Annotated in this window: 21 protein-coding genes; 2 read left to right on the forward strand and 19 right to left on the reverse strand. The window is 64.2% G+C overall.

Annotated elements, in window-relative coordinates; translation table 11 throughout:
- Positions 1–85: 85 nt before the first annotated feature.
- From ftsZ to dksA, 17 genes are all read right to left on the reverse strand, one after another.
- Positions 86–1,318: a cell division protein FtsZ gene (gene ftsZ / locus B7G52_RS10020; protein WP_096697466.1), complete on the reverse strand. Its 1,233-nt coding sequence runs from the start codon at positions 1,316–1,318 to the stop codon at positions 86–88.
- Between the two features lie 143 nt (positions 1,319–1,461).
- A complete protein-coding gene (ftsA, locus tag B7G52_RS10025; protein ID WP_096664404.1) occupies positions 1,462–2,691 on the reverse strand; it encodes a cell division protein FtsA in 1,230 nt (409 codons plus the stop codon).
- A gap of 4 nt (positions 2,692–2,695) precedes the next feature.
- On the reverse strand, positions 2,696–3,487 hold the full coding sequence (locus B7G52_RS10030) for a cell division protein FtsQ/DivIB (protein ID WP_096697467.1): 792 nt from the start codon (positions 3,485–3,487) through the stop codon (positions 2,696–2,698).
- On the reverse strand, positions 3,484–4,461 hold the full coding sequence (locus B7G52_RS10035; protein WP_096697468.1) for a D-alanine--D-alanine ligase: 978 nt from the start codon (positions 4,459–4,461) through the stop codon (positions 3,484–3,486). Before B7G52_RS10035 ends, B7G52_RS10030 begins: the two co-directional genes overlap by 4 nt.
- Entirely contained in the window at positions 4,458–5,891 is a 1,434-nt protein-coding gene (gene murC / locus B7G52_RS10040) for a UDP-N-acetylmuramate--L-alanine ligase (RefSeq protein WP_096697469.1), read from the reverse strand. The genes B7G52_RS10035 and murC overlap by 4 nt, the downstream gene beginning before the upstream one ends.
- Entirely contained in the window at positions 5,888–6,964 is a 1,077-nt protein-coding gene (gene murG, locus B7G52_RS10045) for an undecaprenyldiphospho-muramoylpentapeptide beta-N-acetylglucosaminyltransferase (RefSeq protein ID WP_096697470.1), read from the reverse strand. Before murG ends, murC begins: the two co-directional genes overlap by 4 nt.
- A 127-nt stretch (positions 6,965–7,091) precedes the next feature.
- Positions 7,092–8,345, reverse strand: a complete 1,254-nt coding sequence (gene ftsW, locus B7G52_RS10050; protein ID WP_096697471.1) for a putative lipid II flippase FtsW — start codon at positions 8,343–8,345, stop codon at positions 7,092–7,094.
- Positions 8,342–10,267, reverse strand: a complete 1,926-nt coding sequence (murD, locus tag B7G52_RS10055) for a UDP-N-acetylmuramoyl-L-alanine--D-glutamate ligase (RefSeq protein WP_096697472.1) — start codon at positions 10,265–10,267, stop codon at positions 8,342–8,344. Before murD ends, ftsW begins: the two co-directional genes overlap by 4 nt.
- The gene (gene mraY, locus B7G52_RS10060) at positions 10,264–11,442 is read right to left on the reverse strand and encodes a phospho-N-acetylmuramoyl-pentapeptide-transferase (protein WP_096697473.1); all 1,179 of its coding nucleotides are present in this window, start codon (positions 11,440–11,442) and stop codon (positions 10,264–10,266) included. Before mraY ends, murD begins: the two co-directional genes overlap by 4 nt.
- A 78-nt stretch (positions 11,443–11,520) precedes the next feature.
- Positions 11,521–12,903: a UDP-N-acetylmuramoyl-tripeptide--D-alanyl-D-alanine ligase gene (gene murF / locus B7G52_RS10065; protein WP_096697474.1), complete on the reverse strand. Its 1,383-nt coding sequence runs from the start codon at positions 12,901–12,903 to the stop codon at positions 11,521–11,523.
- Positions 12,900–14,396, reverse strand: coding sequence for a UDP-N-acetylmuramoyl-L-alanyl-D-glutamate--2,6-diaminopimelate ligase (locus B7G52_RS10070; RefSeq protein ID WP_096697475.1), 1,497 nt, complete (start codon positions 14,394–14,396; stop codon positions 12,900–12,902). Before B7G52_RS10070 ends, murF begins: the two co-directional genes overlap by 4 nt.
- On the reverse strand, positions 14,396–16,129 hold the full coding sequence (locus tag B7G52_RS10075; RefSeq protein ID WP_096697476.1) for a penicillin-binding protein 2: 1,734 nt from the start codon (positions 16,127–16,129) through the stop codon (positions 14,396–14,398). Before B7G52_RS10075 ends, B7G52_RS10070 begins: the two co-directional genes overlap by 1 nt.
- Entirely contained in the window at positions 16,122–16,415 is a 294-nt protein-coding gene (ftsL, locus tag B7G52_RS10080) for a cell division protein FtsL (RefSeq protein WP_096697477.1), read from the reverse strand. Before ftsL ends, B7G52_RS10075 begins: the two co-directional genes overlap by 8 nt.
- Positions 16,412–17,365: a 16S rRNA (cytosine(1402)-N(4))-methyltransferase RsmH gene (rsmH, locus tag B7G52_RS10085; protein ID WP_096697478.1), complete on the reverse strand. Its 954-nt coding sequence runs from the start codon at positions 17,363–17,365 to the stop codon at positions 16,412–16,414. Before rsmH ends, ftsL begins: the two co-directional genes overlap by 4 nt.
- Positions 17,366–17,374: 9 nt before the next feature.
- A complete protein-coding gene (gene mraZ, locus B7G52_RS10090; RefSeq protein ID WP_096697479.1) occupies positions 17,375–17,803 on the reverse strand; it encodes a division/cell wall cluster transcriptional repressor MraZ in 429 nt (142 codons plus the stop codon).
- A gap of 397 nt (positions 17,804–18,200) precedes the next feature.
- Positions 18,201–20,027: an STAS domain-containing protein gene (locus B7G52_RS10095; RefSeq protein ID WP_096697480.1), complete on the reverse strand. Its 1,827-nt coding sequence runs from the start codon at positions 20,025–20,027 to the stop codon at positions 18,201–18,203.
- Positions 20,028–20,063: 36 nt separating this feature from the next.
- Positions 20,064–20,609 carry an RNA polymerase-binding protein DksA gene (dksA, locus tag B7G52_RS24430; RefSeq protein ID WP_371329009.1) on the reverse strand — a complete coding sequence of 182 codons (546 nt, stop codon included), beginning with the start codon at positions 20,607–20,609 and terminating at the stop codon, positions 20,064–20,066.
- On the opposite strand from dksA, the gene B7G52_RS24435 reads away from it, so the two are divergent.
- Positions 20,608–21,141, forward strand: coding sequence for a hypothetical protein (locus B7G52_RS24435; RefSeq protein WP_371329010.1), 534 nt, complete (start codon positions 20,608–20,610; stop codon positions 21,139–21,141). The two genes, dksA and B7G52_RS24435, sit on opposite strands and share 2 nt — an antisense overlap.
- A gap of 320 nt (positions 21,142–21,461) precedes the next feature.
- Here the strand turns inward: B7G52_RS24435 and B7G52_RS10105 are convergent, their stop codons facing one another.
- Together B7G52_RS10105 and B7G52_RS10110 are read right to left on the reverse strand one after the other, a co-directional pair.
- Complete coding sequence (locus B7G52_RS10105) at positions 21,462–22,517, reverse strand: GTP-binding protein (RefSeq protein WP_096697481.1); 1,056 nt, start codon at positions 22,515–22,517, stop codon at positions 21,462–21,464.
- 232 nt (positions 22,518–22,749) lie between these two features.
- Positions 22,750–23,931, reverse strand: a complete 1,182-nt coding sequence (locus B7G52_RS10110) for a class I SAM-dependent rRNA methyltransferase (protein WP_096697482.1) — start codon at positions 23,929–23,931, stop codon at positions 22,750–22,752.
- A gap of 220 nt (positions 23,932–24,151) precedes the next feature.
- On the opposite strand from B7G52_RS10110, the gene B7G52_RS10115 reads away from it, so the two are divergent.
- Positions 24,152–25,795: a 7TM diverse intracellular signaling domain-containing protein gene (locus tag B7G52_RS10115; protein WP_240523388.1), complete on the forward strand. Its 1,644-nt coding sequence runs from the start codon at positions 24,152–24,154 to the stop codon at positions 25,793–25,795.
- Positions 25,796–25,812 lie beyond the last annotated feature (17 nt).

Raw genomic sequence — 25,812 nt, forward strand, 5'->3', positions numbered from 1 at the left:
GGTTAGGGGTGGGAGTGGGGAGTCGCCCCTACTGCCCAGGGCAAACCACAGGCGCAGCGTGACGCCTCGGACTTTGAACCCGAGATCAGTCCGCCTGCTTGCGCAGGAAAGCGGGAATCTCGAAGTCATCCATGCCGCCCGAAGCCAGCGCATCAACCTTGGCCGCCGCCTGCGTGCGGTTGGTGCGCCAGACGCTGGGGACCGCCATGTTGCCGTAGTCGGTCTGTGCCGAACCCATGCTGCTGCCGCCCGGATGGGCACCGCTGACGGTGCCGCCGCCGATCGCCATGTTGAGCACCGGCATGTTGTCCGTGCCGGTACGCAGCACCTGCAGCGGAGGCGCCGTGCGGCGCATGCCCTGACGGCTTAGGCCGGTGGCGACCACGGTGACGCGGATGTCTTCGCCCAGGTCGTCGTCATAGGCCGTGCCGTAGATCACATGCGCATCGGGCGAGGCGTAGGCGCGGATGGTGTTCATCGCGAGCTTGGACTCGTTGAGCTTGAGCGAACCCTTGGCTGCGCTGATCAGCACCAGCACGCCCTTGGCACCTGACAGGTCAATGCCTTCGAGCAGCGGGCAGGCGACGGCCTGCTCGGCCGCGATGCGTGCGCGGTCCGGGCCGTTGGCGCGGGCCGTGCCCATCATGGCCTTGCCGGGTTCGCCCATCACTGTGCGCACGTCTTCGAAGTCGACATTGACGTGGCCGGGGACGTTGATGATCTCGGCGATGCCGCCGACGGCGTTTTTCAGAACGTCGTTGGCGTGTGCAAAGGCTTCATCCTGCGTCACGTCGTCGCCCAGCACCTCGAGCAGCTTCTCGTTGAGCACCACGATCAGCGAATCAACGTTGGCTTCCAGCTCGGCCAGGCCGAGGTCGGCATTGGTCATGCGGCGCCCGCCCTCGAACTCGAAAGGCTTGGTCACCACACCGACGGTGAGGATGCCCATTTCTTTCGCGATGCGTGCAATCACCGGCGCCGCACCCGTGCCGGTGCCGCCGCCCATGCCGGCGGTGATGAACAGCATGTGCGCGCCGGCGATGGCGGCGCGGATGTCGTCCACCGCCATCTCGGCCGCGTCGCGGCCCTTCTCGGGCTTGCTGCCTGCGCCCAGGCCGCTGCCGCCGAGCTGGATCTGCTTGTGCGCGCTGCCGCGGCCGAGCGCCTGTGCGTCGGTGTTGGCGCAGATGAACTCCACGCCCTGGACGTTGCGCTCGATCATGTGTTCGACCGCATTGCCGCCGCCGCCACCCACGCCGATCACCTTGATCTGCGTGCCCTGGTTGAACTCTTCGATTTCAATCATTTCGATGCTCATGTGAGCCTCCTATCCATATGTTGCAGTTGCCAAAAATTTTTATTAGTTTCTTTTCGAGGGGGAAAACCGTCACGCAGGGGGATCGGCGCCCCCCGAGTGGCTGCAGCGCGGACTCCGCCAGATAAAAACAGGAAATTTTTTCATCAGAAGTTCCCCACCAGCCAGTCCTTGACCCGGCCAAAAGCGTTGTGAACACTGCCTGCCTTCTGCGCGACGCGATGCCCGCGCATGCGCGCCAGCCGGGCTTCCTCGAGCAAACCCATGACGGTGGCCGCGCGCGGCTGGGCCACCATGTCCGACAGTGCGCTGGAATAACGCGGAATGCCGCGCCGCACCGGCTTGAGAAAAATGTCTTCGCCGAGTTCGACCATGCCCGGCATCACCGCGCTGCCGCCGGTGATCACGATGCCGGACGACAGCACCTCCTCGTACCCGGACTCGCGGATGACCTGCTGCACCAGCGAGAAGATTTCCTCGATGCGCGGCTCGATCACGCCGGCCAGCGCCTGCTTGCTGAGCATGCGCGGCCCGCGGTCGCCCAGGCCCGGCACCTCGACCTGGGTGTCCGGGTCGGCCAGCAGCTGTTTGGCAAAACCGCTTTCGACCTTGATGTCTTCGGCGTCCTTGGTCGGGGTGCGCAGCGCCATGGCGATGTCGCTGGTGATCAGGTCGCCGGCGATCGGGATCACGGCCGTGTGGCGGATCGCGCCGCCGGTGAAAATCGCCACATCGGTGGTGCCCGCGCCGATGTCGACCAGCGCCACACCGAGTTCCTGCTCGTCGCGGCTGAGCACCGACAGGCTGGAAGCCAGCGGGTTGAGCATCAGCTGGTCCACTTCGAGACCGCAGCGCCGGACACACTTGATGATGTTTTCCGCCGCACTTTGCGCGCCGGTCACGATGTGCACCTTGGCCTCGAGCCGGATGCCGCTCATGCCGATGGGTTCGCGCACGTCCTGGCCGTCGATGACGAATTCCTGCGGCTCGACCAGCAGCAGGCGCTGGTCGGTGGAGATGTTGATGGCCTTGGCCGTCTCGATGACACGGGCCACATCGGCCTGCGTGACTTCCTTGTCCTTGACCGCCACCATGCCGCTGGAGTTGATGCCGCGGATGTGGCTGCCGGTGATGCCGGTGTAGACCCGCGCGATCTTGCAGTCGGCCATCAGTTCGGCTTCCTTCAGCGCCTGCTGGATGCTCTGCACCGTGGCGTCGATATTGACCACCACGCCGCGCTTGAGCCCGTTGCTGTAGGCGATGCCCAGGCCGGCCAGCTTGAGCTCGCCGCCGGGCAGGACCTCGGCCACCACCGCCATGACCTTGCTGGTCCCGATGTCCAGCCCCACCACGAGATCTTTGTATTCTTTCGCCATATCTTTACCTTTTTGCTTTCCTGTCCTCTTTGCCGCCCAACACCGTGGTGGTGACGCCTCTGAGCTTGAGTGCATACCCGTTGCTGTAACGCAGGTCGGCCGACTCGAGATTGCGGCCGAACCTGCTGGACACCTGCGTCAGCGTGGCGATGAAGCGCTCGGCCCGGCTGTGGATCTCGTCGGGGGAGCCCAGCCCCAGCTCGATCACCACACCGTCCTCGAGCCTGGCCCGCCAGCTGCCGCGGGCCGTCAGCTCCAGCAGTTCCAGCCGCGTGTCCAATTTTTCGAACACCGGGGCCAGCCTGCGGTAACCCGCCAGAACCAGCACGGCCTGGCCCTGCGGCCCGTTAAGCAGCGGCAGATCGTCGACCTCGACGTCGCCCTGGTTGGCTTCGAACACCTCGCCGTAGCTGTTGACCAGGCGGGCGTCGCCCTCCTGCCCCCAGAAGGCGATGGCCTGGTGCTCCTGCAGCACCACCCGCAGCCGGTTGGGGAACTCGCGCTGCACCACCGCCTTGCGCACCCAGGGCACGCTCTCGAACGCCGCCTGTGTCCGGACCAGATCGACGGTGAAAAAATTGCCTGCCAGCTTGGGCACGACATTGGCGCGCAGCGTGACCGCGTTGTTGTGGCCCAGGTCGCCGCCGACCCGGATGGCCGTGAGGCGGAACAGGTTCTGCTGCAGCAGCCACGACACCCCGAAGGTCACCAGCATGCCCGCAAACGCCAGCCCCAGCACCAGCGATGTGGTGTTCATGAGCTTGACGTCCAGCGGGACAGGCAGGGTTTGGCTCACGCAGCGCCTCCCGGAGTACGCGGGTTGTCCAGGCTGGCCGTGCGCAGCACGTCCAGGCAGAGGTCCTCATAACTGATGCCCGCGGCGCGTGCCGACATCGGCACCAGCGAATGGCCGGTCATGCCGGGCGAGGTGTTGATTTCCAGCAGGTAGGGCTGGCGGGTTTTGCCGTCGATCATCACGTCGAGGCGGCCCCAGCCGCGGCAGCCCAGCAGGCGGTAGGCCTTGAGCACCAGCGCCTGGATCGCCGCTTCCTCGCCCGCCGGCAGGCCGCAGGGCACCAGGTATTGCGTGGTGTCGGTGAAGTACTTGTTCTGGTAGTCGTAGTTGCCCTCGGGCGCGACGATGCGGATCACCGGCAGGGCCCGCGCATCCTCGCCCGTGCCCAGCACCGGGCAGGTCACTTCATCACCGCTGATGAACTGCTCGCACAACACGTCGGCATCCATTTGCGCAGCCTGTTCCACTGCATCGACCATGCCGGAATAACCGGCCACTTTGACCACGCCGATGGACGAACCCTCGCGCGCCGGCTTGACGATCAGCGGCAACCCCAGGTCGTCGGGGACCGCAATCACCTGCTGGCGCTCAAAGGCGCCGCGGCGCAGCAAGGTGTACTTTGGAGTCGACAGGCCCTCGGCCAGCCAGATGCGCTTGGTCATGACCTTGTCGATGGCGATGCTGGAGGCCATCACGCCGGACCCGGTGTAGGGAATGCCCAACAGTTCGAGCGCGCCCTGCACCGTGCCGTCTTCGCCAAAGCGGCCATGCAGCGCAATGAAGCAGCGCTCGAAGTTCTCGCGTTTGAGCTCGCCGAGGTCGCGCTCTGCCGGGTCGAAGGCGTGGGCATCAACGCCGCGCGAACGCAGTGCCTCCAACACCCCGCGGCCCGACATCAGCGACACCTCGCGCTCCGCGGAGTGGCCACCCAGCAGCACCGCCACCTTGCCAAATTGGGAGTCTTTCAGGCTCACAGCCCTTTTCCTTCCTGCGCAGAACGCTCTGTTTTTTGTAGCATTTCGACCAACTTGCCGGGCACCGCACCAATCGTGCCGGCCCCCATGCACAGCACCACGTCGCCGTCCCGGGCGTTGTCGGCGATCGCCTGCGGCATGGCCTCGATGTCGTCGACGAACACCGGCTCGACCTTGCCGGCCACCCGCAGCGCGCGTGCCAGCGAACGGCCGTCGGCCGCCACAATCGGCGGCTCGCCGGCGGCGTAGACCTCGGACAGCAGCACACTGTCGGCCTGGGCTATGACTTTCACAAAATCTTCAAAGCAGTCGCGCGTGCGGGTGAAGCGGTGCGGCTGGAAGGCCAGCACCAGGCGCCGGCCCGGGTAGGCACCACGCGCCGCCGCCAGCGTGGCGGCCATCTCGACCGGGTGGTGGCCGTAGTCATCAATCACGGTGAAACTGCCGCCGGCGGGCGCCGGCACGTCGCCGTAATGCTGGAAGCGCCGGCCCACGCCCTTGAATTCGGCCAGCGCCTTCTGCACCGAGGCGTCGGGGATGTTGAGCTCCACAGCGACCGCGATGGCCGACAGGGCATTGAGCACGTTGTGCTCGCCGGGCAGGTTCAGCACCACCGGCAGGTCGGGGAGGACGACGCCGTTGCGCCGCTGCACCGTGAAGTGCATCTGCCCGCCGACCGCCTTCACGTTGATGGCGCGCACCTGGGCGTCTTCGCCAAAACCGTAGCTGGTGATGGGGCAGGACACCTGGGGCACGATCTCGCGCACGGCCGCATCGTCGGTGCACAAAATCGCCGTGCCATAAAACGGCATGCGGTGCAGGAAATCGACGAAGGCCTTCTTCAGGTTGCCGAAGTCGTGGCCGTAGGTCTCCATGTGGTCGGCATCGATGTTGGTCACCACTGCCATCACCGGCAACAGGTTGAGGAAGGAGGCATCCGACTCGTCGGCCTCGACCACGATGTAGTCGCCCGAACCCAGCCGCGCATTGGCGCCGGCGCTGTTCAGGCGCCCGCCGATCACAAAGGTCGGATCCAGCCCGCCCTCGGCCAGTATGCTGGCGACCAGGCTGGTGGTGGTGGTCTTGCCATGCGTGCCGGCGATCGCAATGCCCTGCTTCAGGCGCATCAGTTCGGCCAGCATCAGTGCACGCGGCACCACGGGGATGCGTTTTTCGCGCGCTGCCAGCACCTCGGGGTTGTCGGGTTTGACCGCCGTCGAGGTGACGACCGCATCGACACTGGCCAGGTTTTCCGCGGCGTGCCCGACAAAGGTCTGGATGCCCAGCCCGGCCAGGCGGCGCAAGGTGGCGCTGTCGGACAGGTCGGAGCCGGAGATCACGTAACCGAGGTTGTGCAGGACCTCGGCAATGCCGGACATGCCGGACCCGCCCAGGCCGATGAAGTGAATGTGTTTGATCGCGTGTTTCATGTCGCCAGCTCCTCGCAGGCGGCCACCACGTCGGCGGTGGCATCTGTTTTTTGCATCTTTTTTGCCTGAAGCGCCCGCTGCAAAAGCGCAGGCCGCTCTGTTTTTTGTAGCATGTCTGCCAGAAATTCGGGTGTCAGGTCACGCTGCTGCACCAGCCAGCCGCCGCCGTTGTCCACGAGAAAAGCGGCGTTGGTGGTCTGGTGATCGTCCACCGCGGCCGGAAACGGCACGAACAGCGCCGCGGCGCCGATGGCCGCAATTTCGGTCACGGTGCTGGCACCGGCGCGGCAGACCACCAGGTCGGCCTCGGCGAAAGCCCGGGCCGTGTCGTTGATGAAGGGCGTGAGTTCAGCCTGCACACCGGCGGCGCGGTAGTTCTCGCGCAGCGCCTCGATTTGCCGGGCACCGCTCTGGTGGATGACGTGGGGACGCTGCGCCTCGGGAATCAGGGCCAGGGCCTGCGGCACGATGCGGTTCAGCGCCTGCGCGCCCAGGCTGCCACCGACCACCAGTAATTTCAGGGGCCCGCTGCGGCCGGCAAACCGGACCGCCGGGTCGGGCTGCTGGGTAAAGGCCGGGCGCAGGGGGTTGCCCACCCAGGTCGCTTTTTTCAGCACCCCCGGGAAGGCCGTGAACACCCGGTCGGCCACACCCGCCAGCACCTTGTTGACCAGCCCGGCGACCGAGTTCTGCTCATGCAGCACCAGCGGCTTGCCCAGCAACACACTCATCATGCCGGCGGGAAAGGCAATGTAGCCGCCCAGCCCCACGACCACGTCGGGCCTGACCCGGCGCACAACCGCAATGCTTTGCCAGAAGGCCCTGAGCAGGCGCAGCGGCAGCAGGGCCAGCGTGGTCACCCCCTTGCCGCGCACGCCCGAAAACTCAATGCTCTCGAAGGGAAAACCGCGCGGCGGTACGAGCTGGCTCTCCATGCTCGGATGGTCGGCCGTGCCTCTGCCGCCCAGCCAGTGCACGCGCCAGCCACGCTCACGCAGCGCCTCGGCCACGGCCAAGCCCGGGAAGATGTGGCCGCCGGTGCCGCCGGCCATGATGAGGGCGCACTTGCTCATAGTGTCACCTCTTGCCCCCTCTCCCCTTGGGAGAGGGCGGGGGTGAGGGCATCGCACCGGCCGAGAGCCCTCACCCTGACCCTCTCCCAGAGGGAGAGGGAAAAGAAGGGAACTGTGTGCAGCATGTTCACGACCGCCCTCCGCGCATCAACAGCCTGTTTTCATAATCGATGCGCAGGACAACGGCCAGCGAAATCAGGTTCATCAGAATTGCCGAGCCGCCGTAACTCATCAGCGGCAGGGTCAGCCCCTTGGTCGGCAGGGCGCCCAGGTTCACGCCCATGTTGATGAAGGCCTGGAAGCCTATCCAGATGCCCACACCCTGGGCCACCAGGCCGGCAAACAGGCGGTCCAGCGCAATCGACTGGCGACCGATGTGCATGATGCGGCGCGTCATCCACATGAAGGCACCGATCACGCAGAGAACACCCAGCAGGCCGAACTCCTCGCCGATCACCGCCAGCAGGAAATCGGTGTGGGCTTCCGGCAGCCAGTGCAGTTTTTCGATGCTGCCGCCCAGACCGACACCGAAAATTTCGCCACGCCCGAAGGCAATCAGCGAATGCGACAGCTGGTAGCCCTTGCCCAGCGCGTATTTGTCGCTCCAGGGATCGAGGTAGGCAAAAATCCGCTCGCGGCGCCAGTCGCTGAGCATCACCATCAGCGCAAAGGCGATCACCACCACGGTGGCGATGACAAAAAACATGCGGGCGTTGACACCGCCGAGGAAAAGAATGCCCATGGCGATCACCGAGATGACCATGAAGGCGCCCATGTCGGGCTCGGCCAGCAAAAGCAGCCCCACAATGCCAATCGCCACGGCCATCGGCATGACGGCGCGGAAGAAGCGTTCCTTGACCTCCATCTTGCGCACCATGTAGTCGGCAGCGTACAGCAGCACCGCAAACTTCGCGAGCTCCGAAGGCTGGAAGTTCATGAAACCCAGCGAGATCCAGCGGCGTGCGCCGTTGACACCCTTGCCGATGAAGGGGATCAGCACCAGCATCAGCAGCACCAGCGAGGCCACAAACAGCCAGGGTGCGACTTTTTCCCAGGTCGACACCGGCACCTGGAAAGTCAGCAAGGCAACGGCAAAGGCCACCCCCAGCGACAGCGCATGGCGCAGCAGGAAGTGGGTGTGTGCATAACGCGCGAACTTCGGGTTGTCCGGCATGGCGATGGACGCGGAGTACACCATGACCAGGCCCCAGACCAGCAGAGCCACCGTGACCCAGATCAGTGCCTGGTCCACCCCCGACAGGCGGACCGGCGCCGACTCGGAACGCGAGCGGCGCTGGCCGCCCAGCCGGACCGGCAGCCCCTCGGGCGCAGCGCCGCCCAGGCTGGAGAACCAGCCGAAAAGACGGGCAGCCATCGTCATGACACCACCCCCGCGTCCTGTGCGAGCGCCTGGACCGCGTCGCAAAACACCTGGGCGCGGTGCCCATAGTTGTCGAACATGTCAAAACTCGCGCAGGCCGGCGACATCAACACCGCATCGCCGGTTTGCGCCTGCCGGGCCGCCAGTTCAACAGCGGCCTGCATGGAATCGGCATTGAACAGGGGCACGCCCGTGCCTTCCAGCGCCGCACGGATCAGTGGCGCATCGCGCCCGATCAGCACGACTGCCCTGGCATGCTGGCGCACGGGTCCGGCCAGCGGAGAAAAGTCCTGCCCCTTGCCTTCGCCACCGGCGATCAGCACCAGTTGGCGTTCGGCACCCAGGCCGGTCAACGCCGCCACGGTGGCACCCACATTGGTGCCCTTGCTGTCGTCAAAATACTCGACGTCGTGGACCACCGCCACCGGGGTCATGCGGTGCGGCTCGCCCGTGTACTCGCGCAGGCCGTGCAGCATGGACGCCAGGTTGCCGCCCACCGCGCCGGCCAGCGCCAGCGCCGCCAGCGCGTTGGTGGCGTTGTGGCGGCCACGGATGCGCAGGGCCTCGACCGGCATCAGGCGCTGGATGTACAGCACCACTTCTTCGTCCTTGCGGCGCTTGACGGTTTCGTCGGCCTCGGCAGCACGCACCAGCCAGGCCATGCCATTGACGGTTTCTATGCCGAAGTCGCCCGGCCGTTGCGGCATGCCCAGCCCGAAGGTCACGTATTCGCGCCACTTCGGCTTTTGCAGCTTGAGGCGCACCGGCTCGGGCAGCATGGCCATCACCGCCGGATCATCGCGATTGAGCACCATCAGGCCCTTGCTGCCGAAGATGCACGCCTTGGCCGCGCCGTAGGCTTGCATGCTGCCGTGCCAGTCCAGATGGTCCTGCGTCAGGTTCAACACCGTTGCGACGGTGGGCTCAAAACCCTGCACGCCGTCGAGCTGGAAGCTCGACAGCTCCAGCACCCAGACCTCGGGCAGGCTACCCGCATCGAGGTGCTGTGCCAGCATGTCCAGCAGGTTGGGGCCGATGTTTCCCGCCACCGCCACGGTTTTTCCGCCATGGGCCACCAGCTGGCCGGTCAGCGCCGTCGTGGTCGTCTTGCCGTTGGTCCCGGTGATCGCCAGCACCTTGGGGGTGTAACTACGTTCGGTCCGCAGTTCAAGCAGGGCCCGGGCGAACAGGTCCAGTTCGCCGCCCGTCCACAGGCCGATGGCCTGCGCCGCCTGCCAGACCGGGGCGACCTCCGCAGGCGACAGGCCCGGGCTCTTGAAAACGGCACGGATGTCCGTGCCCGCCACCAGGTCGGCCGCGAAAGCGCCGGCGCAGAATTCGACCTGCGGCAAGTCCGCCTGCAAGCGGGCCAGTTGGGGCGGCGTCTCGCGGGTATCGGCCACGGTGACACGCGCACCCTGACGAACGCACCAGCGGGTCATGGCCAACCCTGAAGCCCCCAGGCCCAGGATGAGGACATGCTGGCCGTGCAGCGCCGACACCAGTGTCTCATCAGATGACCCGGCGGCGGCAGGAGCGTCGTCTTCCCCACCACCCTGCACGGTTTCGTCGGCCTGCGACGGCAACGGCGCCACGGGGACGGCCGGCAGGGCCTGCTCGGGGCTACTCACCTCGGCAAACAGTTGCGCGACAAAGGCCGCCGCATCACGCGCGGCCGTCAGGGTCTCGGGCAGGGGCCGTGTGCCCGCTTTGCCCGTCACCCCGGTGCCGACCGGGCTCGCTTCTGCCACCGGGGCTTGCGATGCCGGCTCTCCCAGGGGTATCCCCGCTGGCAACGCCGGCACGGCATCCAGCGCCGGCACAGGCGCCGGCACCAGTCCGTGCGCCTGCGTCACCTCCACGGGAGACGCTTCGGGCGCATCTGGCGTTTCGCCGGGGTTGGGGGATTCGTTGATGTTCATCGCAGTTTCAGCGTCGACAGGCCAATCAGGCACAGCAGCATGGTGATGATCCAGAAGCGCACGACCACCTGGGTTTCCTTCCAGCCGCTTTTCTCGAAATGGTGGTGCAGCGGCGCCATCCGGAACAGCCGCCGGCCTTCACCAAAACGCTTGCGCGTGTATTTGAAATAGATCACCTGCAGCATCACCGAGAGGGCTTCAACCACGAAGATGCCGCCCATGATGGCCAGCACGATTTCCTGGCGCACGATGACCGCAATCGTTCCCAGCGCGGCCCCCAGCGCCAGCGCGCCCACGTCGCCCATGAAGACCTGCGCGGGGTGGGTGTTGAACCACAGGAAGGCGAGACCGGCGCCCGCCATGGCCGAGCAGAAAATCAGCAGCTCGCCCGCGCCCGGGATGTGCGGGAAAAACAGGTATTTTGAATAAACGGCACTGCCCGTCACATAGGCAAACACACCGAGCGCCGAGCCGACCATCACGACCGGCATGATCGCCAGCCCGTCCAGGCCGTCGGTCAGGTTCACGGCATTGCTGGAACCGACAATCACGAGGTAGGTCAGCAGCACAAAACCGAACACGCCGAGCGGGTAGCTGATTTCCTTGAAGAAAGGCAGCTGCAAGCCGGCCTTGGGCGGCAGGTTCACGTCAAAGCCGGACTGAACCCAGCTCATGAACAACTCCAGCACCCGCATGTTGGAGCTTTCTGAGATGCTGAACACCAGGTAGAGGGCGGCCAGCAGGCCGATCACCGATTGCCAGAAGTATTTTTCCCGCGAGCGCATGCCTTCGGGGTCCTTGTGCACGACCTTGCGCCAGTCATCGGCCCAGCCGATGGCGCCAAAGCCGAGCGTGACAATCAGCACGATCCAGACAAAGCGGTTGCTCAGGTCAAACCAGAGCAGCGTGGAAATGCCTATGGCCAGCAAGATCAGGACGCCGCCCATGGTCGGTGTGCCGCTCTTGCTCAGGTGAGTCTGCATCGCATATTCGCGGATGGGCTGGCCGATCTTGAGATGCGTCAGGCGGCGAATCACAAAAGGGCCGGCGATCAACCCGATCAGCAAGGCGGTCATGGCAGCCATCACCGCGCGAAACGTCAGGTACTGGAACACGCGGAAGTAGCCGAATTCCGGCGACATGGTTTGCAGCCACTGGGCCAGGCTAAGCAGCATGGCGTGCTTCCTGCCGAGCCGCCTCAAAGGAGGCACACGCCCCCTCGGGGGGCAGTGAACGAATGTGAACGTAGGGGCTCATTGTTTCTCCTCTTTTTGTTGTTGTGTGTCGGCCGCAATGGCCTGGACCACGCGCTCCATCTTCATGAAGCGGGAGCCCTTGACCAGCACGCTGGCCACACCCGGCAAGGCAGCCAGCACGGCGGCCTGAAGGGCATCGATGTCGTCGCCAAAATGCCGGCCGTTGCCGAAGGCCCTGGCAGCGTCGGCGGACTGCGCGCCCAGCGTGAACACCTGCTCAATGCCGCGCGCACGCGCATGGGCACCCACCTCGACATGGAAGGCAGGCCCCTGATCGCCCACCTCGCCCATGTCGCCCAGCACCAGCAGGCGCGGCCCCGGCAGTTCGGCCAGCACGTCGATGGCGGCACGCACGGAATCCGGGTTGGCGTTGTAGCTGTCGTCGATCAGCGTGAGGGCGTGGCCCGCCACCTGGCGCTGGAGGGCACGCGAGCGGCCCTTGACCGGGACAAAGGCCGACAGCCCGGCAGAAATGGCTGCCAGCGGCGCGCCGGCCGCCAGGGCGCAGGCTGTGGCGGCCAGGGCATTTTTGACATTGTGCCGGCCGGCCACCTGCAGGGAAAAATCGAAAGCGCCCTGCGGCGTGCCGGCCAACACCCGCCAGGCGCCGCCCAGCCATTGCGCGGTACCGGTAACGTCGGCCTCGCCCGACTCGGCGAAGGTCAGCACCGCGCGGGCTCCGGCGAGTTCACGCCACAGCGGTGTGTACATCTCGTCGGCCGGAAACACCGCGACACCCGAAGCCGGCAGCGCCGCGATGACCGCGCCGTTTTCGCGGGCGACGGCTTCCACCGTGGCCATGAACTCCAGGTGTTCGCGCTGCGCATTGTTGACCAGCGCCACGGTGGGCCGCGTCATGGCTGCGAGGCTGGCAATTTCACCGGGGTGGTTCATGCCCAGTTCAACCACGCCAGCCTGGTGGGTGGCACGCAGACGCAGCAGCGTCAAGGGCACGCCAATGTCATTGTTGAAATTTCCTTCGGTCGCAAAAGCACCGTCACGCTTCCAGGCGCGCAGGATGGATGCCATCATTTGCGTGACCGTGGTCTTGCCATTGCTGCCGGTCACGGCGATCAGCGGCAGGGTGAACTGCGAGCGCCAGCCCGCGGCAAGCTGGCCCAGCGCCTGCTTCGAATCGGCCACCAGCAGGCCGGGGAGTTCGGCACCCAGGCCATGCTCGGCCAGGGCCGCCACCGCGCCCGCGCTTTTCGCCTGCGCCAGGAAATCATGGGCATCAAAGCGTTCACCCCTGAGCGCCACAAACAGGTCGCCGGGCTGCAGGCTGCGCGTGTCCGTGTGCACGCGCTGGAACCGCAGCGTGCCGTCGCCCACCAGCCGGGCTGACGGTAGCCACTGCAGTGCCTGATGCAAGGTCATCATGCGAGGCCTCCCGGCGCGGCATGACGGCTCGCACCCTGGTCCAGCGCCGCTTCGGCCTGCGCCTTATCGGAAAACGGCAGTTTGACGCCCGCGGTTTCCTGGTAACTTTCGTGGCCCTTGCCGGCAATCAGGACCACGTCGCCGGCCTGCGCCTGGCCCACCGCACGGGCGATCGCCAGGGCGCGGTCTGCCTGAACGTGCACTGCATCACGGCGGGTAAAGCCCTTCAGTATCTGGCTGATGATGGCGTCGGGATTTTCGCTGCGCGGGTTGTCACTGGTCACCACCACCTGGTCCGCCCCTTGTTCCGCCGCTGCCGCCATCAGCGGCCGCTTGCTGGCATCGCGCTCCCCGCCACAGCCAAAAACGCACCAGAGTTGTCCGGAACGTCCGGTGGCCAGCGGCCGGAGCGCGCCCAGCACCTTCTCGAGGGCATCGGGGGTGTGGGCATAGTCGACCACCACGAGAGGCCGACCCGGCACCGCAATCGAGTCCATGCGTCCGGGCACCGGCGACAGGTGGGCGCAGGCCTCAACCACGTCGGTCAAAGGCAGGCCCAGCGCGCGCAGGGCCGCCATCACCCCCAGCAGGTTGGAAACGTTGTACTGCCCGACCAGTGCGGTCGAGAGCCGATGCCGCTGCGCGCCCTCCACCACATCAAAGCCCAGAAAATCGAGGCCGTGGTGAATGGCCTGGGCCTGCAGGCGCGCGGGCGCCAGGCAGGACACGGTCCAGACGTCGAGACCCGACTCGCGCAGCGACACGGCCAGCGCGGCTCCGTGCGGGTCATCGATGTTGATCACCGCCGCCTTCAGGCCGGACCAGCCAAACAAGCGGGCCTTGGCGTCCCAGTAGGCCTGCATGGTCTGGTGGTAGTCGAGGTGGTCCTGCGTGAAGTTGGTGAAAATCGCCACGCGTATGTCGGTGGCGTCCAGCCGGTGCTCGGCAATGCCAATCGACGAGGCCTCCAGCGCGCACGCTGAAAAGCCGTCGTCAACCCAGCGCCTGAGCTGCTGCTGCAGCAGCACCGGATCGGGCGTCGTCAGGCCGTTGAACACCATGGCCTCGGGCTGTCCCATACCCAGCGTGCCGACCACGCCGCAGCGCCGGCCCAGCTTGTCCAGGGCTTGGGCCAGCCACCAGGCGGTCGAGGTCTTGCCGTTGGTGCCGGTCACGGCCAACACGTCCAGCTTTTTGCTCGGATACTCAAAATAGGCCGCCGCGATCGGTGCCGTCGCCGTTTTCAGGCCGCTGTAGGCCGCGACACGGCTGTCGCTGAAGGCATAGGCCTCCGCCCCGGCCTGCTCCACCAGGCAGGCCTGCGCGCCCGCGGCCAGAACATCCGCCACGTACTTGCGCGCATCGGTGGCGGCACCCGGCCAGGCAATAAAACCGTCACCGGCACCGACCTTGCGGCTGTCGGTCCAGAGACTGCCGCGCACGCGCTGGTGCAACCAGTGCGCGGCCTGCTCGGGGGTGTGCAGCCGCTCCATCAGAACGACTCCTCCACCGCGTTGGTGACGATCTGCGGTTTGACGGCCATGTCGGGCTGAACGCCCATCATGCGCAATGTCTGCTGCACGACCTCGCTGAATACAGGCGCGGCCGCCAGCCCGCCATAGTATTTTCCGTCGCTGGGTTCATCAATCATCACGGCAACAATGATGCGGGGAGCTTCAATCGGTGCCATGCCCGTGAACCACGCACGGTATTTGTTGCTCGCATATCCCTTGCCGACCTGCTTGTGCGCCGTGCCTGACTTGCCGCCGACCGAATACCCGACGGTCTGCGCCAGCTGGCCGGTGCCGCCTGGCGCCGCTGCCATTTGCAGCATTTTCCTGACCGCGCGCGCATTCTCTGGTGAAAACACCTGCACGCCCGTCGCAGGCTCACTGCTCTTGAGCATGGTCACCGGGATGATCCGGCCGTCATGCGCAAAAGAGGTGTAGGAATGCGCCATCTGGAACAGCGAGGCTGACAGACCATAGCCATAGGACATCGTGGCCTGCTCGACGGGCCGCCATGACTTCCACGGACGCAAGCGCCCGGTGACTGCGCCCGGAAATTCGATTTGCGGCTTCTGCCCGTAGCCAAGCGCAACATAGGTCTCCCACATCTCATGCGGGCTCATCTTCTGGGCAATCTTGAGTGCGCCGACATTGCTTGACTTCTGGATCACCCCTTCCACCGTGAGCGTGCCGTAATTGTGGGTGTCGCTGATGGTGAATCCGCCAATGCTGATCCGCCCCGGGCCGGTTTCAATGAGGGTGCCCGGCTTGATCCTGCCCGCCTCGAGCGCCATGGCCACGGTGATGGGCTTCATCGTCGAGCCCGGCTCAAAAGTATCCGTCACCGCACGATTGCGCAACTGCTCGCCGGTGAGATTCTGGCGTTTGTCAGGCACATAACTTGGATAGTTGGCCAGCGCCAGCACTTCGCCCGTGATCGTGTCGAGCACCACCACACTGCCGGCCTTGGCCTTGCGTTCGATCACTGCATCGCGCAGCTTCTGGTAGGCAAAAAACTGCACCTTGCTGTCAACGCTGAGCTGGATGTCCTTGCCCTCCACAGGCGGCACTTGCTCACCGACACTTTCGACCACGCGCCCCAGCCGGTCCTTGATCACGCGCCGGGAACCTGGCTTGCCCGCCAGATCCTTGTTGAAAGTGAGCTCGATGCCTTCCTGTCCGCGGTCCTCCACATTCGTGAAGCCGACCACATGCGCAATGGTCTCACCCTCCGGATACTTGCGCTTGTATTCCTTGCGCTGGTAAATGCCCTTGATCCCCAGGCCGTGAATCTTCTGTGCGACCGGCTCGTCGACCTGGCGCTTGACCCATACAAAGGTCTTGTCCTCGTTGGCCAGTTTCTTGTTGAGGTCGCTCACCGGCATTTCCAGGAGCTTGGCCAGCTCGGCAAGCTGGGCCTTGCTCGCTTCGACATCCTCGGGAATCGCCCAGATACTCGACGCCGGGACGCTGGACGCCAGAATGAGCCCATTACGGTCCAGAATACGACCCCGATTGGCAGGCAGCTCCAGAGTCCGGGCAAAACGAACTTCGCCCTGACGCTGAAAGAACTCGTTGCCAACCACCTGCACATACGCAGCCCGGCCGGCCAGCCCGGCAAAAGCCAGGGCAATACCTGCGACGATCAGCTTGCTGCGCCAGACCGGGGTCTTGCTGGCCAGCAGCGGACTGGAGGTGTAACGCACGCTTCTACTCATGGGCGTTACCTGGCGCAGGTGGATGTTTATAGGTGACGTATTGCGTGATGGCTGGCGTCGCTGAACGCATCTGCAGCCTGTCCCTGGAAAGCTGCTCCACCCGCAACGGCGTGGCCTGCGCGCGCTTTTCAACCTGCAGGCGCTCCTTGTCGGACTCGAGCTGGCGGCTGAGTGCCACGGTTTTTTCCAGCTCGACAAACAGCCGGCGTGACTCGTACTGCGTGCGCACCAGGTACAGCGCGCTGACCAGCACAGCCACCAGCAGGACCAGATTCAGGCGCGTCATGTTGAAGTCCCCGGGTAACGCTGGGTGCTCGCCTGCACGGGCACCTCGGTCCGCTCGGCCACGCGCATGACGGCGCTGCGCGAGCGCGGATTGGCCGCCACTTCTTCGGCGCCTGGCTTGACACGCTCCAGCGCCTTGAGCCGCATGGCCTTGGGCGCGGCAAACGGCGCGCGGCGGTCGAACACCTCGCGCGAATGTTCGGCGATGAACTGCTTGACGATGCGGTCTTCCAGCGAATGGAAACTGATCACCACCAAACGTCCTCCCGGTTGCAGTACCTTGAGCGAAGCCTCTAGCGCCTGTTGCAGCTCTTCAAGCTCGGCGTTGATGAAAATCCGAAAAGCCTGAAATGTGCGCGTTGCAGGGTCCTTGCCCGGCTCGCGGGTTTTGACCGCGCCAGCCACGACCTCGGCCAGTTCAGCGGTGGTTGCAATAACGCCCCGCTCCTGTCGGCGACGATCAATCGCCTTTGCGATCTGCCCAGCAAACCGTTCTTCGCCATATTCACGAATGACCTCCGCAATGGTGTCTGTCTCTGCATCGGCCAGCCACTCGGCCACACTCTGACCACGCGTGCTGTCCATGCGCATGTCCAGCGGACCGTCGCCGCGGAAGGAAAAACCGCGCGCCGGGTTGTCGATCTGCGGCGAGCTGATGCCCAGGTCCAGCAGGATGCCCGCCGCACTGCCCGCCGGCATCTCGCCCAGATGGCTGAACGCCTGATGGCGGATGGCAAAACGCGGGTCGGCGATGGTCTGCGCTTCGGCAATGGCCTCCGGGTCCTTGTCGAAGGCGGTCAGCCGCCCCCGGTCGGACAGCTGCGAAAGAATGAGGCGCGAGTGGCCACCACGCCCGAAGGTCGCGTCGATGTAATGCCCGTCCGGATTGATCTGAAGCGCTGCGACTGCTTCGTTCAACAAGACGGTGCGGTGTGTCCATGTGTCTTGCACCGTCGTCTTTCAGAATGAAAAGTCTCTGAAGACATCGGGCATTTCGCCCTTCATCTGCTCGGCCTCCTGGGCCGCATAGGTCGCCGCATCCCACAACTCGAAGTAGCTGCCCATGCCAAGCAGCACCGTGTCCCGGCTGATGCCTGCCGCGCCACGCAATTCGGGAGAGACCAGAACGCGCCCGGCGGCGTCCATGTCAACGTCCATGGCGTTGCCCAGGAAAATCCGTTTCCACCACTGTGCCTGCATCGGCAGCGAAGCAATGCGTTCGCGGAATTTCTCCCACTCGTTGCGCGGGAATATCATGAGGCAACCATGCGGGTGTTTGGTGATGGTCAGCTGGCTTGATGCGGTGGCGCTGAGCACGTCGCGATGCCGGGTTGGCACAGAGAGCCGACCCTTGGTATCGAGAGCTAGAGAAGACGCGCCTTGAAACACCGTTAAAAACCTTTAAAGAACACTTTTCACCACTAAATTGCACTTTTTCCCACTTTAGCAGGAAAGTTTTGCCATGCAAGTGGTTTGCTACAAATTTTTTCAATGAAATCAAGCACTTAGAAACACTTTCGCAAGCAAGCATCAATTAAAAATCGTTCTAAATTAAGCACTTAGAACATCCAGTGAAAGTGTTGCTTTAAGCCAGGGGCAGACCGGACTGATGTCGGCTCGAGTGGCACGCGGAGAGGGAAGGAGAAAACAGGCGCTGGAAGGCCCTGTTGGTGACAGCCGGCCCCCGCAGCGCCTGCCGGTCACCCGGCGCAGACAGCCTGCGTGTTGTGCAGGGCAGCGATGGCGTTTTTTGCAGCCCGCGATACGGCGGGGCGCGCAGCCCGCGCTAGTCGATGCGCGTCAGGACACGGGCATGTTCGGTGATGCCAATCACGTTGAAGAATGCGGCCACCAGACGATTGACATCGGTGAACTGCACGGCGCGATTTTCGGCTTCCCGGGCGGAAACCCAGTTGAGCAGGGTCCCGGCTGCAGAAAAATCAACACGAATCAGCTTCGCGCACGAAATCACCATGATGTCTGCGCCCATCAGCTTGGCCTCAAGCGTGTCGAGCACGGCAATGGCATCCCCCTCGATCTGGCCAGACAGTTCAACCGCATACAGATGGCTCATCTGGGAGTTGCCGCCCATCTCGGTATCGCCCTCCATCGCGCTGCTGAGGCTGGACGGCACTGAATCACGGTAGACATCACCAATGATGGCCTGCCCGGCCACAGCACTGCCGCGCGGCTCCAGCGGCTTGTAGTCGCAGCGCGCACTGTCCCAGGCGGGTGGCGAAACCTCGTACGTCACGCAAAAATCGAGGGCCGTCAGCTCAAATTCGTCCGGCTGGTGAGTCACCCGCAGGGTCTCCAGGCGCAACTGCCACCATCCCTGGGGCGTGTCCCGCATCCCTGAGGGGGTCGCATCCTGCAGCACGTGCTGCAACTGCGCCTCGCCCATGAAACGCAGTTGCACCGGTTGTGCCGCCCAGCCGCTGAACACCTTGCACAGGGGCTCAACGGCATTTTCATCGACGGTTTTGAGATTTTTCCAGTCCAGCCGCCAGGGCATGGGCGCACGGGCCAGGGCTGCGCTCAGTGCCGCCACGGTCTGGATGCCCAGTTTTGACGGGCAGATCCAGTCCGCAGCCGGTCCGTTGCCAGCCACCGGGCCGGCCGAACTGGCCGGCTGGGACAACTGCTGCACCATCTCGGGCATGGAGAACCACTGCGGCGCTGAACGGTCAAACCGGCCGACAAACTCGACGGCCAGGTTTTCGAACTTGTCTTGCTGGCCGGTGGCGCGGTACAGATCAAACAGCGCGAGCCAGGTGTCTGCATGCCTGGCGCGGCTCCCCTGGGGACCCAGCGTCTCGAGCAACCCGGCTTCCGCGCCTGCATCGTCGCCATTGGCAAAACGGATGGAGGCTTCCTCCAGTTCGGGGTCGTGCGCCACCTCCGAGGCATCCACCACGGAAAATTTGGACGCCGAAAAGCCCGAAGACTCCCCGTCGCGGGAAACTGCAGAAATGACCGGTCTGGATGCAGCAGGCTTGGGGGGCGTGGCAGGCGGCGCAACAGTGACAGCGACAGGCAGGTCCTCCAGCCTGGGGGCCGATGCCGGCTGCGGCGACAGGGCGGTAGGCCCGGTTTTAGCCAGCGCCGCGGTCAGGGCACCGGGCGCCGTGGCCGAATAGCTGGCGGGAAGCGCGTTGTCCAGCAGCGGGGCATGGGTGCTGAGGCTGGACGGACCGGCCAGCGTCGCCGGGGCAAGCGAGGAAGGCTCGGTGACGCCCGCTACCGCACTTCCATGCTTGGTTTTCCACCACTGCATGGACATCTGGGCTTCGATCTCATCGATTTTCTTCAGCGTGACGGCGCGGTCGTCCGGCTTGGACGGCATGCTGCTCTGGAAGAACGAAGGCCGGGCGCCAGGGTCCTGCCCAGTCATGGCCTCGCGCTTGCGCATTTTCCGGAGCATGTCAAATTCGCGCTTGCGCACAAAATCGTTGCGGCGTTTGCGCTCAATCATCTCCTTGAGCATCTGCTTGCTCAGGGCTTCCTCCCGGTCCGACTCCCTGCCATCAAGTTCGGACCAATTCGTCGCCGGGTTGCGGACGAACTTCACGACTTTTGAAAGCAAGCCAGGTGTGGTGTCTTCTTTGGCCATCAACAGCGGTTCAGGAGGAAGTGGACAACAGAAAGGTCAGTCGCCGAACATTTTCTGCTTGAGTTCACGACGCTGCTGCGCCTCCAGCGACAAATTGGCCGTTGGACGGGCAATCAGGCGTCCCACACCGATGGCCTCGCCGGTCTCGTCGCAGTAACCGTAGTCACCGGAGTCAATGCGGGCGATCGACTGCTCGATTTTCTTGAGCAGCTTGCGCTCACGGTCACGTGTGCGCAACTCGAGAGCGTGTTCCTCTTCGATGGTTGCGCGATCGGCCGGGTCCGGCACCACCACGGTGTCTTCCCGCAGGTGTTCGGTGGTTTCACCGGCACTGTTGTGGATGTCCTGCTTGAGCAGGGACAACTTGTGCCGGAAAAAGGCCAGTTGCTTGTCGTTCATGTACTCCGAGTCCGGCATGGCCTTGACTTCTTCGTCCGTCAACTCTTCCCCCTGCTTGGCCTTCCAGTTGTTGGCGAGTTTGGGATCTTTTTTGGCCGCCACATGCGGGGGCGGTGCGATCACGCGCTCGGCAATGGTGGAGTAGCTGGCTTTCGCAGCGTCAGGGGAGTGGGTCGGAATCATGGGCGCGGGAGGCGGTGCAAAAGAGGAATTCCGCAAGGAGGCGCGGCGTCCTGGCTTCAGGGCCGGTGTCTTCAACGGAGCGGGCGCCGCAGCAATGCTGGCGGGGCTGGGCGGGGTTTTCACGGCGGGGGCTACCGCCGTTTTGGTGATCGTTTTGATAATGACTTTTTCTTCAGGTTTGGCGGGAGCTTTGCCCTTCACGGACGGCGGGGCCGGCTTGGTGACAGGTTTGGCGGCTTTGACCGCGGGTTTAACAATAGGGGCGGGTTTGGCAGATTTCACGGCCTTGACGGCCGGACGGCTTTTGGCAACGGGCGCAGGCTTTTTCGCAACGGGCGCCGCCTTGGGCTTGGCCCCCACTTTGGCTTTGGCCACCGCTTTGGGCTTGGTTTTGGAAGCAGCCGGAGCCGGCTTTTTCACGGCGGTTTTCGAAGCCGCTGGCTTGACCGCCACTTTGGTCGTGGGTTTGGCTTTGCCGGCTGATGTGGCTTTTCCAGCGGACTTGGCCGCGACCTTGGACTTTTTTGCTTGAGCTTTCACACTGGGTCTCCTCGTGGAGGCAGCTTCGGGATGGTCCCCATGCTGACTCCGGGCCAGGCTGACTTTCGTCAGCCCAACCCTGTCTTTTACCTGATTGTCCGGTTTGTTCGCCGCCGCACCTGCCGTTTCAAGGCCGGTACTTACCCTGACTTCCCCCTCCTGCCTTTTTGCCGGGGCTGACCGGCCAGGGGAGTCGGCGCGCGATTGTAGCGGCTCGCCGGGACGCTGGGATGCCCGCGCGCCTAAACGTTGGAGAATGGAGACAATCATGAGGCCCTCCCGCCTTTCAAGGCATTGTGTGGACAGCCTACCTCAAACCAGACACTGCTCCAGGCCCTGGAGAAAAATATCTTTCGGCAGATCGATGCCGATGAACACCATCTTGCTAACCTTTGTTTCGTCCGCCGCCCAAGCCGGTCCCAGGTCGCTGCCCATCAGCTGGTGCACGCCCTGGAAAATCACCTTGCGCTCGGTCCCCTGCATGTTCAGCACACCCTTGTAGCGCAACATGCGCGGGCCGTAGATGTTGACGACGGCACCGAGGAAGTCCTCGAGTTTCGCCGGATCAAAAGCACGCTCCGAACGGAACACGAAACTCTTGACATCGTCATCGTGATGGTGGTGATGGCCGTGCTTGTCATCCTGCGCGTGGGACGGGTGATCGCAATGCTCGCCGTGCGCGTGGTCATGGCCGGCATGGTCGTGCTCGTCGGCCTTGAGGAAGTCCGGATCGATGTCGAGCTTGGCATTGAGGTTGAAGCCGCGCAGGTCAAACACGTCGGCAATGGCCACCTCGCCGAAATGCACGGCTTTCTGCGGTGCGCGCGGGTTCATGTGTTTCAGGCGGTGCATCAGCGCCTGGACTTCGTCCTCGGCCACCAGATCGGCCTTGCTGATGAAGATCTGGTCGGCAAACCCGACCTGGCGGCGCGCTTCCTGCCGGTCGTTGAGCTGGGTGGGCGCATGTTTGGCATCGACCAGCGTCAGGATGGAGTCCAGCAGGTACTGCTCGGCGATTTCCTCGTCCATGAAAAAGGTCTGCGCCACCGGGCCGGGGTCGGCCAGGCCGGTGGTTTCAATGACCACCCGCTCAAAGTCCAGCAGCCCTTTGCGCTTCTTGGCGGCCAGCAGTTGCAGGGTCTCGCGCAGGTCCTCGCGGATCGAGCAGCAGATGCAGCCGTTGTTCATCTGGATGATGTTTTCCTGCGTGTCGTTGACCAGGATCTCGTTGTCGATGTTTTCCTCGCCGAACTCGTTCTCGATCACGGCGATTTTCTGGCCGTGGGCTTCGGTCAGGATGCGCTTGAGCAGCGTGGTTTTGCCGGCGCCGAGGAAGCCGGTCAGGATGGTCACAGGAATCAAACTCATGGTGTCTGCCTAAAAAATACAGGAAAAAAACGGGAACGGTGGACCCGTGAAGGTGGGGAGTTTAGTCGTCAACGCAAGGCCCTGAGGCGCACATTGACTCCACACGGGGCCTGCCGGACCACTTTACAGGCCCTGTCAAGCGTTCCAGCGTCGGCGACCCTTTTTTGCTACGTTATTGATAGCTATCTACGCCCATCCATAAAGGGCAATAGCCATTTTTTATTGAAGAGTTTTATTTTTTGAGCAACACCAGCCCCTTGAGGTACTCGCCCTCGGGGAAACTGACGGTCATCGGGTGGTCGGGCGCACCGCCCAGGCGTTCGGTGATGAAGGCATCGACGCCCGCATCGGTGCCGGCGGACGCCACGATCTTGTGAAACAGGTCGGCGCTGATGCCGCCCGAGCACGAATACGTGAAAAGCACGCCGCCGGGCGCCAGGATGGACAGCGCAATGCGGTTGATGTCCTTGTAGGCGCGCGCTGCACGTTCGGCATGGGCCACGGTGGGCGCAAACTTGGGCGGGTCCAGCACGATGGCATCGAAGGTTTTCCCCTCCTTGTGGAACTGCCGCATCGAGGCATTAACATCGGCGTCCAGCATGGTGGTGCGGCCGGCGTCAAAGCCGTTCAGCGCCACATTGGCCGCGGCTTTTTCAATCGCCGGACCGGACGAGTCGATCGACGTGACATGCGCCGCGCCGCCGGCCAGCGCCGCCACGGTGAACCCCCCGGTGTAGCAGTAACAGTTGAGCACGTTCTGGAACTGCAGGCGGCGCGCGTGTTCGGCGAACTTGCGGCGGCTGTCGCGCTGGTCCAGGTAAAAGCCGGTCTTGTGGCCGGTGGCGATGTCCAGGCCCAGTTGCCAGCCGTGTTCGGTGATGACAAGGTCGGTGGCCCCACCTCCGGCCAGCCAGCCGGTCGCCTCCGGCAAGCCTTCGAGTGAACGCACGCTGGCGTCCGAGCGCTCGTACAGCCGCGTGAGTCCGGTTTCGGCCAGCAGGGCTTCGACAATCACGCTTTTCCAGCGCTCGACGCCGCAGCTGGAAAACTGCGCCACCAGCGTGTCGGCATAGCGGTCGACCACCAGGCCCGGCAAGCCGTCGGACTCCCCGTGCACCAGGCGCATTCCGTCACTTTGTATGTCAAAACGGCTTCTGGCCCTTATGGCCTGTGCGATACGCGCTACAAAAAACGAAGCATCGATACGCTCGGCCTCGACAAAACTCCAGACCCGGGCGCGAATCTTCGAACTCGGGCTGAAGGCCGCCCAGCCGAGGAACTGCCCGTCGTGCCCCTCGACCCGCACCGTTTCACCGGCATCCGCCCCGCCGCGGGCAATCGCACCGTCAAACACCCAGGGATGGCGCCGCAGCAGCGAACGTTCCTTGCCTTCTCTCAACCGTATTGATTTCATGTGTCTATTGTCGCGGTTGACCCTGCCGCCTTGAAAAGTTCCGGGAACCATGATGTACTTGCGAGCCTGCAACATTTTGTTACGTCATCAGATGCCTTGCTTGAGCGACACAGTCAACATCGATAGTTTCAAAAAGCAAATTCGCGCTTTCAGGCACGCATTGGCAGCTGCCGTGTGGTGGTTGCTGGCCTCGGGACTCGGGCTTGCAAGCCCGGCCGCCATGGCCCGCACGGTCTTGGACCTTTCAACGCCAGCGCTCCCTGTCGGGCTGATGGATTGGGGCGACTACCGGATAGAAACCGGCGTAACAGTCTCGCCCGCCGGCATCGCTGCTGCCAGCGGGTCGGGCTGGCAGCCCACCCATCCGGAGGCGATCTACCCACTGACCACGGGGCAAGCGCTATGGATACGCTTCACCCTGCCACCCGCGCCGGATGCCGAACGCTGGTACCTGGAGATTCCTTATTCATCGGTCGACCGAGTGTCGCTCTTTACCCTGGACAGTGCTGAGCAGTGGAATGAACAGAGCGCCGGAGATACGATCGCCGTGAATGCCTGGCCGGTTCCGCACCGCCATCCGCTGCTGCCCATGGCCGTGTCTGCGGAAGAACCCAGGAAATATCTCGTGCGCATCGAAAATGCACACAGCTTCGGTGCCCCGCTGCGCTTTGTCAGCGAAAGCTATCTGAGCCGCACCGAGCAGCGCACTTCGCTGATTCTGGGGATCTACTTCGGGTTAGCGGGCCTGGCCGTGATGCTGGCGGCCCTCAGCGCCGCGTCGCTGCGCGATACAGCCTACGGGCTTTACGCCGTGAGCGTTGCACTGATGGCGCTGACACAGGCGGCCATCACCGGAATCGCAGGCCTGCACCTCTGGCCGGAATGGCCCGCCTGGAACGACCTGTCCCCGCTGGTATTGCCGGTGCTGGCGGTCGCCTCGCTGCTCTGGTTTTCTTCTGCCGTGGTTTCCATGCCAGCGCGGTCGCGCGCGCTACACCGCCTCCTGACGGGCATGGGCTGCGTGGGCATCGTCATCAGCGCAGGCATCGTCATGGTGGAGCCTTCAAACCGCTTTCAGCTCATGGTGCCGTACATCGTCGTCTCGATGTTCATTGTCATTGCAGCCCTGCTATGGGCAGGGCGCCATGGCGATCGCTATGGTGGTTGGCTGCTGGCCGGAAGCCTGCCGCTGATCGCGGCCTCAGCCTTTCCCCTGGCCCGCCTCAGCGGCCTGATTCCCGTCAGCTTTCTCACGATGTATGGCATGCAGATCGGCATGGCGATCGAATTGCCGATTGTCATGGTCGTGCTGATGCTGCGCAGCCAGCACCGGCGCGAAAACATGCGTCGTATTCAAGGGCTGGATCGGGTCGACCCGTCGACCGGCCTGATCAACGAGCAGGTGTTTGTCGAACGCATGACACGCATGATTGCACGCTCGCAACGGCTCAGGCACCAGGGCGCCGTGCTGCTGATCGACCTGGTCAACAGCGCGCAGATCCAGCGCGACTTCGGACGCCGTGCCGCCGAGGAACTGCCGCTGCGCGTGGCCGAGCGGCTGCTGTCGACCGCGCGCGAAATCGACAGCGCCGCGCGCCTGTCCGAGCAGCGTTTTGGCATGCTGGTGGAAGGCCCGTTCTCCGCGGAAGAAGCCGCCACGCTGGGGCCGCGCATCGTGGCGCGTTGCCTGATGCCCTACAAGGGCCTGCCTGTGGACTGCGTGGCCCAGGTCCGCGTGGCTTATGCGCTGGTGCCGCGCCAAGGGCCGACCGCCGAGATCGTGCTGGGCCGCCTGGCCCGGCGGCTAACCGGCATACCGCCCGAAAGCAGGCGCGCGGTGTTCATGCTGCCCGACTATAAATAGAGCCCCCACGTTCGCTC

The organism is Polaromonas sp. AER18D-145 (genome assembly GCF_002379095.1).
Taxonomy (GTDB): Bacteria; Pseudomonadota; Gammaproteobacteria; order Burkholderiales; family Burkholderiaceae_C; genus Polaromonas.

Excerpts from the sequence above, each read along its gene's own strand:
- ftsZ (WP_096697466.1), bottom strand. The coding sequence starts at position 1,318 with ATGAGCATCGAAATGATTGAAATCGAAGAGTTCAACCAGGGCACGCAG.
- ftsA (WP_096664404.1), bottom strand. The coding sequence starts at position 2,691 with ATGGCGAAAGAATACAAAGATCTCGTGGTGGGGCTGGACATCGGGACC.
- murC (WP_096697469.1), bottom strand. The coding sequence starts at position 5,891 with ATGAAACACGCGATCAAACACATTCACTTCATCGGCCTGGGCGGGTCC.
- murG (WP_096697470.1), bottom strand. The coding sequence starts at position 6,964 with ATGAGCAAGTGCGCCCTCATCATGGCCGGCGGCACCGGCGGCCACATC.
- ftsW (WP_096697471.1), bottom strand. The coding sequence starts at position 8,345 with ATGACGATGGCTGCCCGTCTTTTCGGCTGGTTCTCCAGCCTGGGCGGC.
- murD (WP_096697472.1), bottom strand. The coding sequence starts at position 10,267 with ATGAACATCAACGAATCCCCCAACCCCGGCGAAACGCCAGATGCGCCC.
- mraY (WP_096697473.1), bottom strand. The coding sequence starts at position 11,442 with ATGCTGCTTAGCCTGGCCCAGTGGCTGCAAACCATGTCGCCGGAATTC.
- murF (WP_096697474.1), bottom strand. The coding sequence starts at position 12,903 with ATGATGACCTTGCATCAGGCACTGCAGTGGCTACCGTCAGCCCGGCTG.
- B7G52_RS10070 (WP_096697475.1), bottom strand. The coding sequence starts at position 14,396 with ATGGAGCGGCTGCACACCCCCGAGCAGGCCGCGCACTGGTTGCACCAG.
- B7G52_RS10075 (WP_096697476.1), bottom strand. The coding sequence starts at position 16,129 with ATGAGTAGAAGCGTGCGTTACACCTCCAGTCCGCTGCTGGCCAGCAAG.
- ftsL (WP_096697477.1), bottom strand. The coding sequence starts at position 16,415 with ATGACGCGCCTGAATCTGGTCCTGCTGGTGGCTGTGCTGGTCAGCGCG.
- B7G52_RS10095 (WP_096697480.1), bottom strand. The coding sequence starts at position 20,027 with ATGGCCAAAGAAGACACCACACCTGGCTTGCTTTCAAAAGTCGTGAAG.
- B7G52_RS24435 (WP_371329010.1), top strand. The coding sequence starts at position 20,608 with ATGGGCGCGGGAGGCGGTGCAAAAGAGGAATTCCGCAAGGAGGCGCGG.
- dksA (WP_371329009.1), bottom strand. The coding sequence starts at position 20,609 with ATGATTCCGACCCACTCCCCTGACGCTGCGAAAGCCAGCTACTCCACC.
- B7G52_RS10105 (WP_096697481.1), bottom strand. The coding sequence starts at position 22,517 with ATGAGTTTGATTCCTGTGACCATCCTGACCGGCTTCCTCGGCGCCGGC.
- B7G52_RS10110 (WP_096697482.1), bottom strand. The coding sequence starts at position 23,931 with ATGAAATCAATACGGTTGAGAGAAGGCAAGGAACGTTCGCTGCTGCGG.
- B7G52_RS10115 (WP_240523388.1), top strand. The coding sequence starts at position 24,152 with ATGGCCCGCACGGTCTTGGACCTTTCAACGCCAGCGCTCCCTGTCGGG.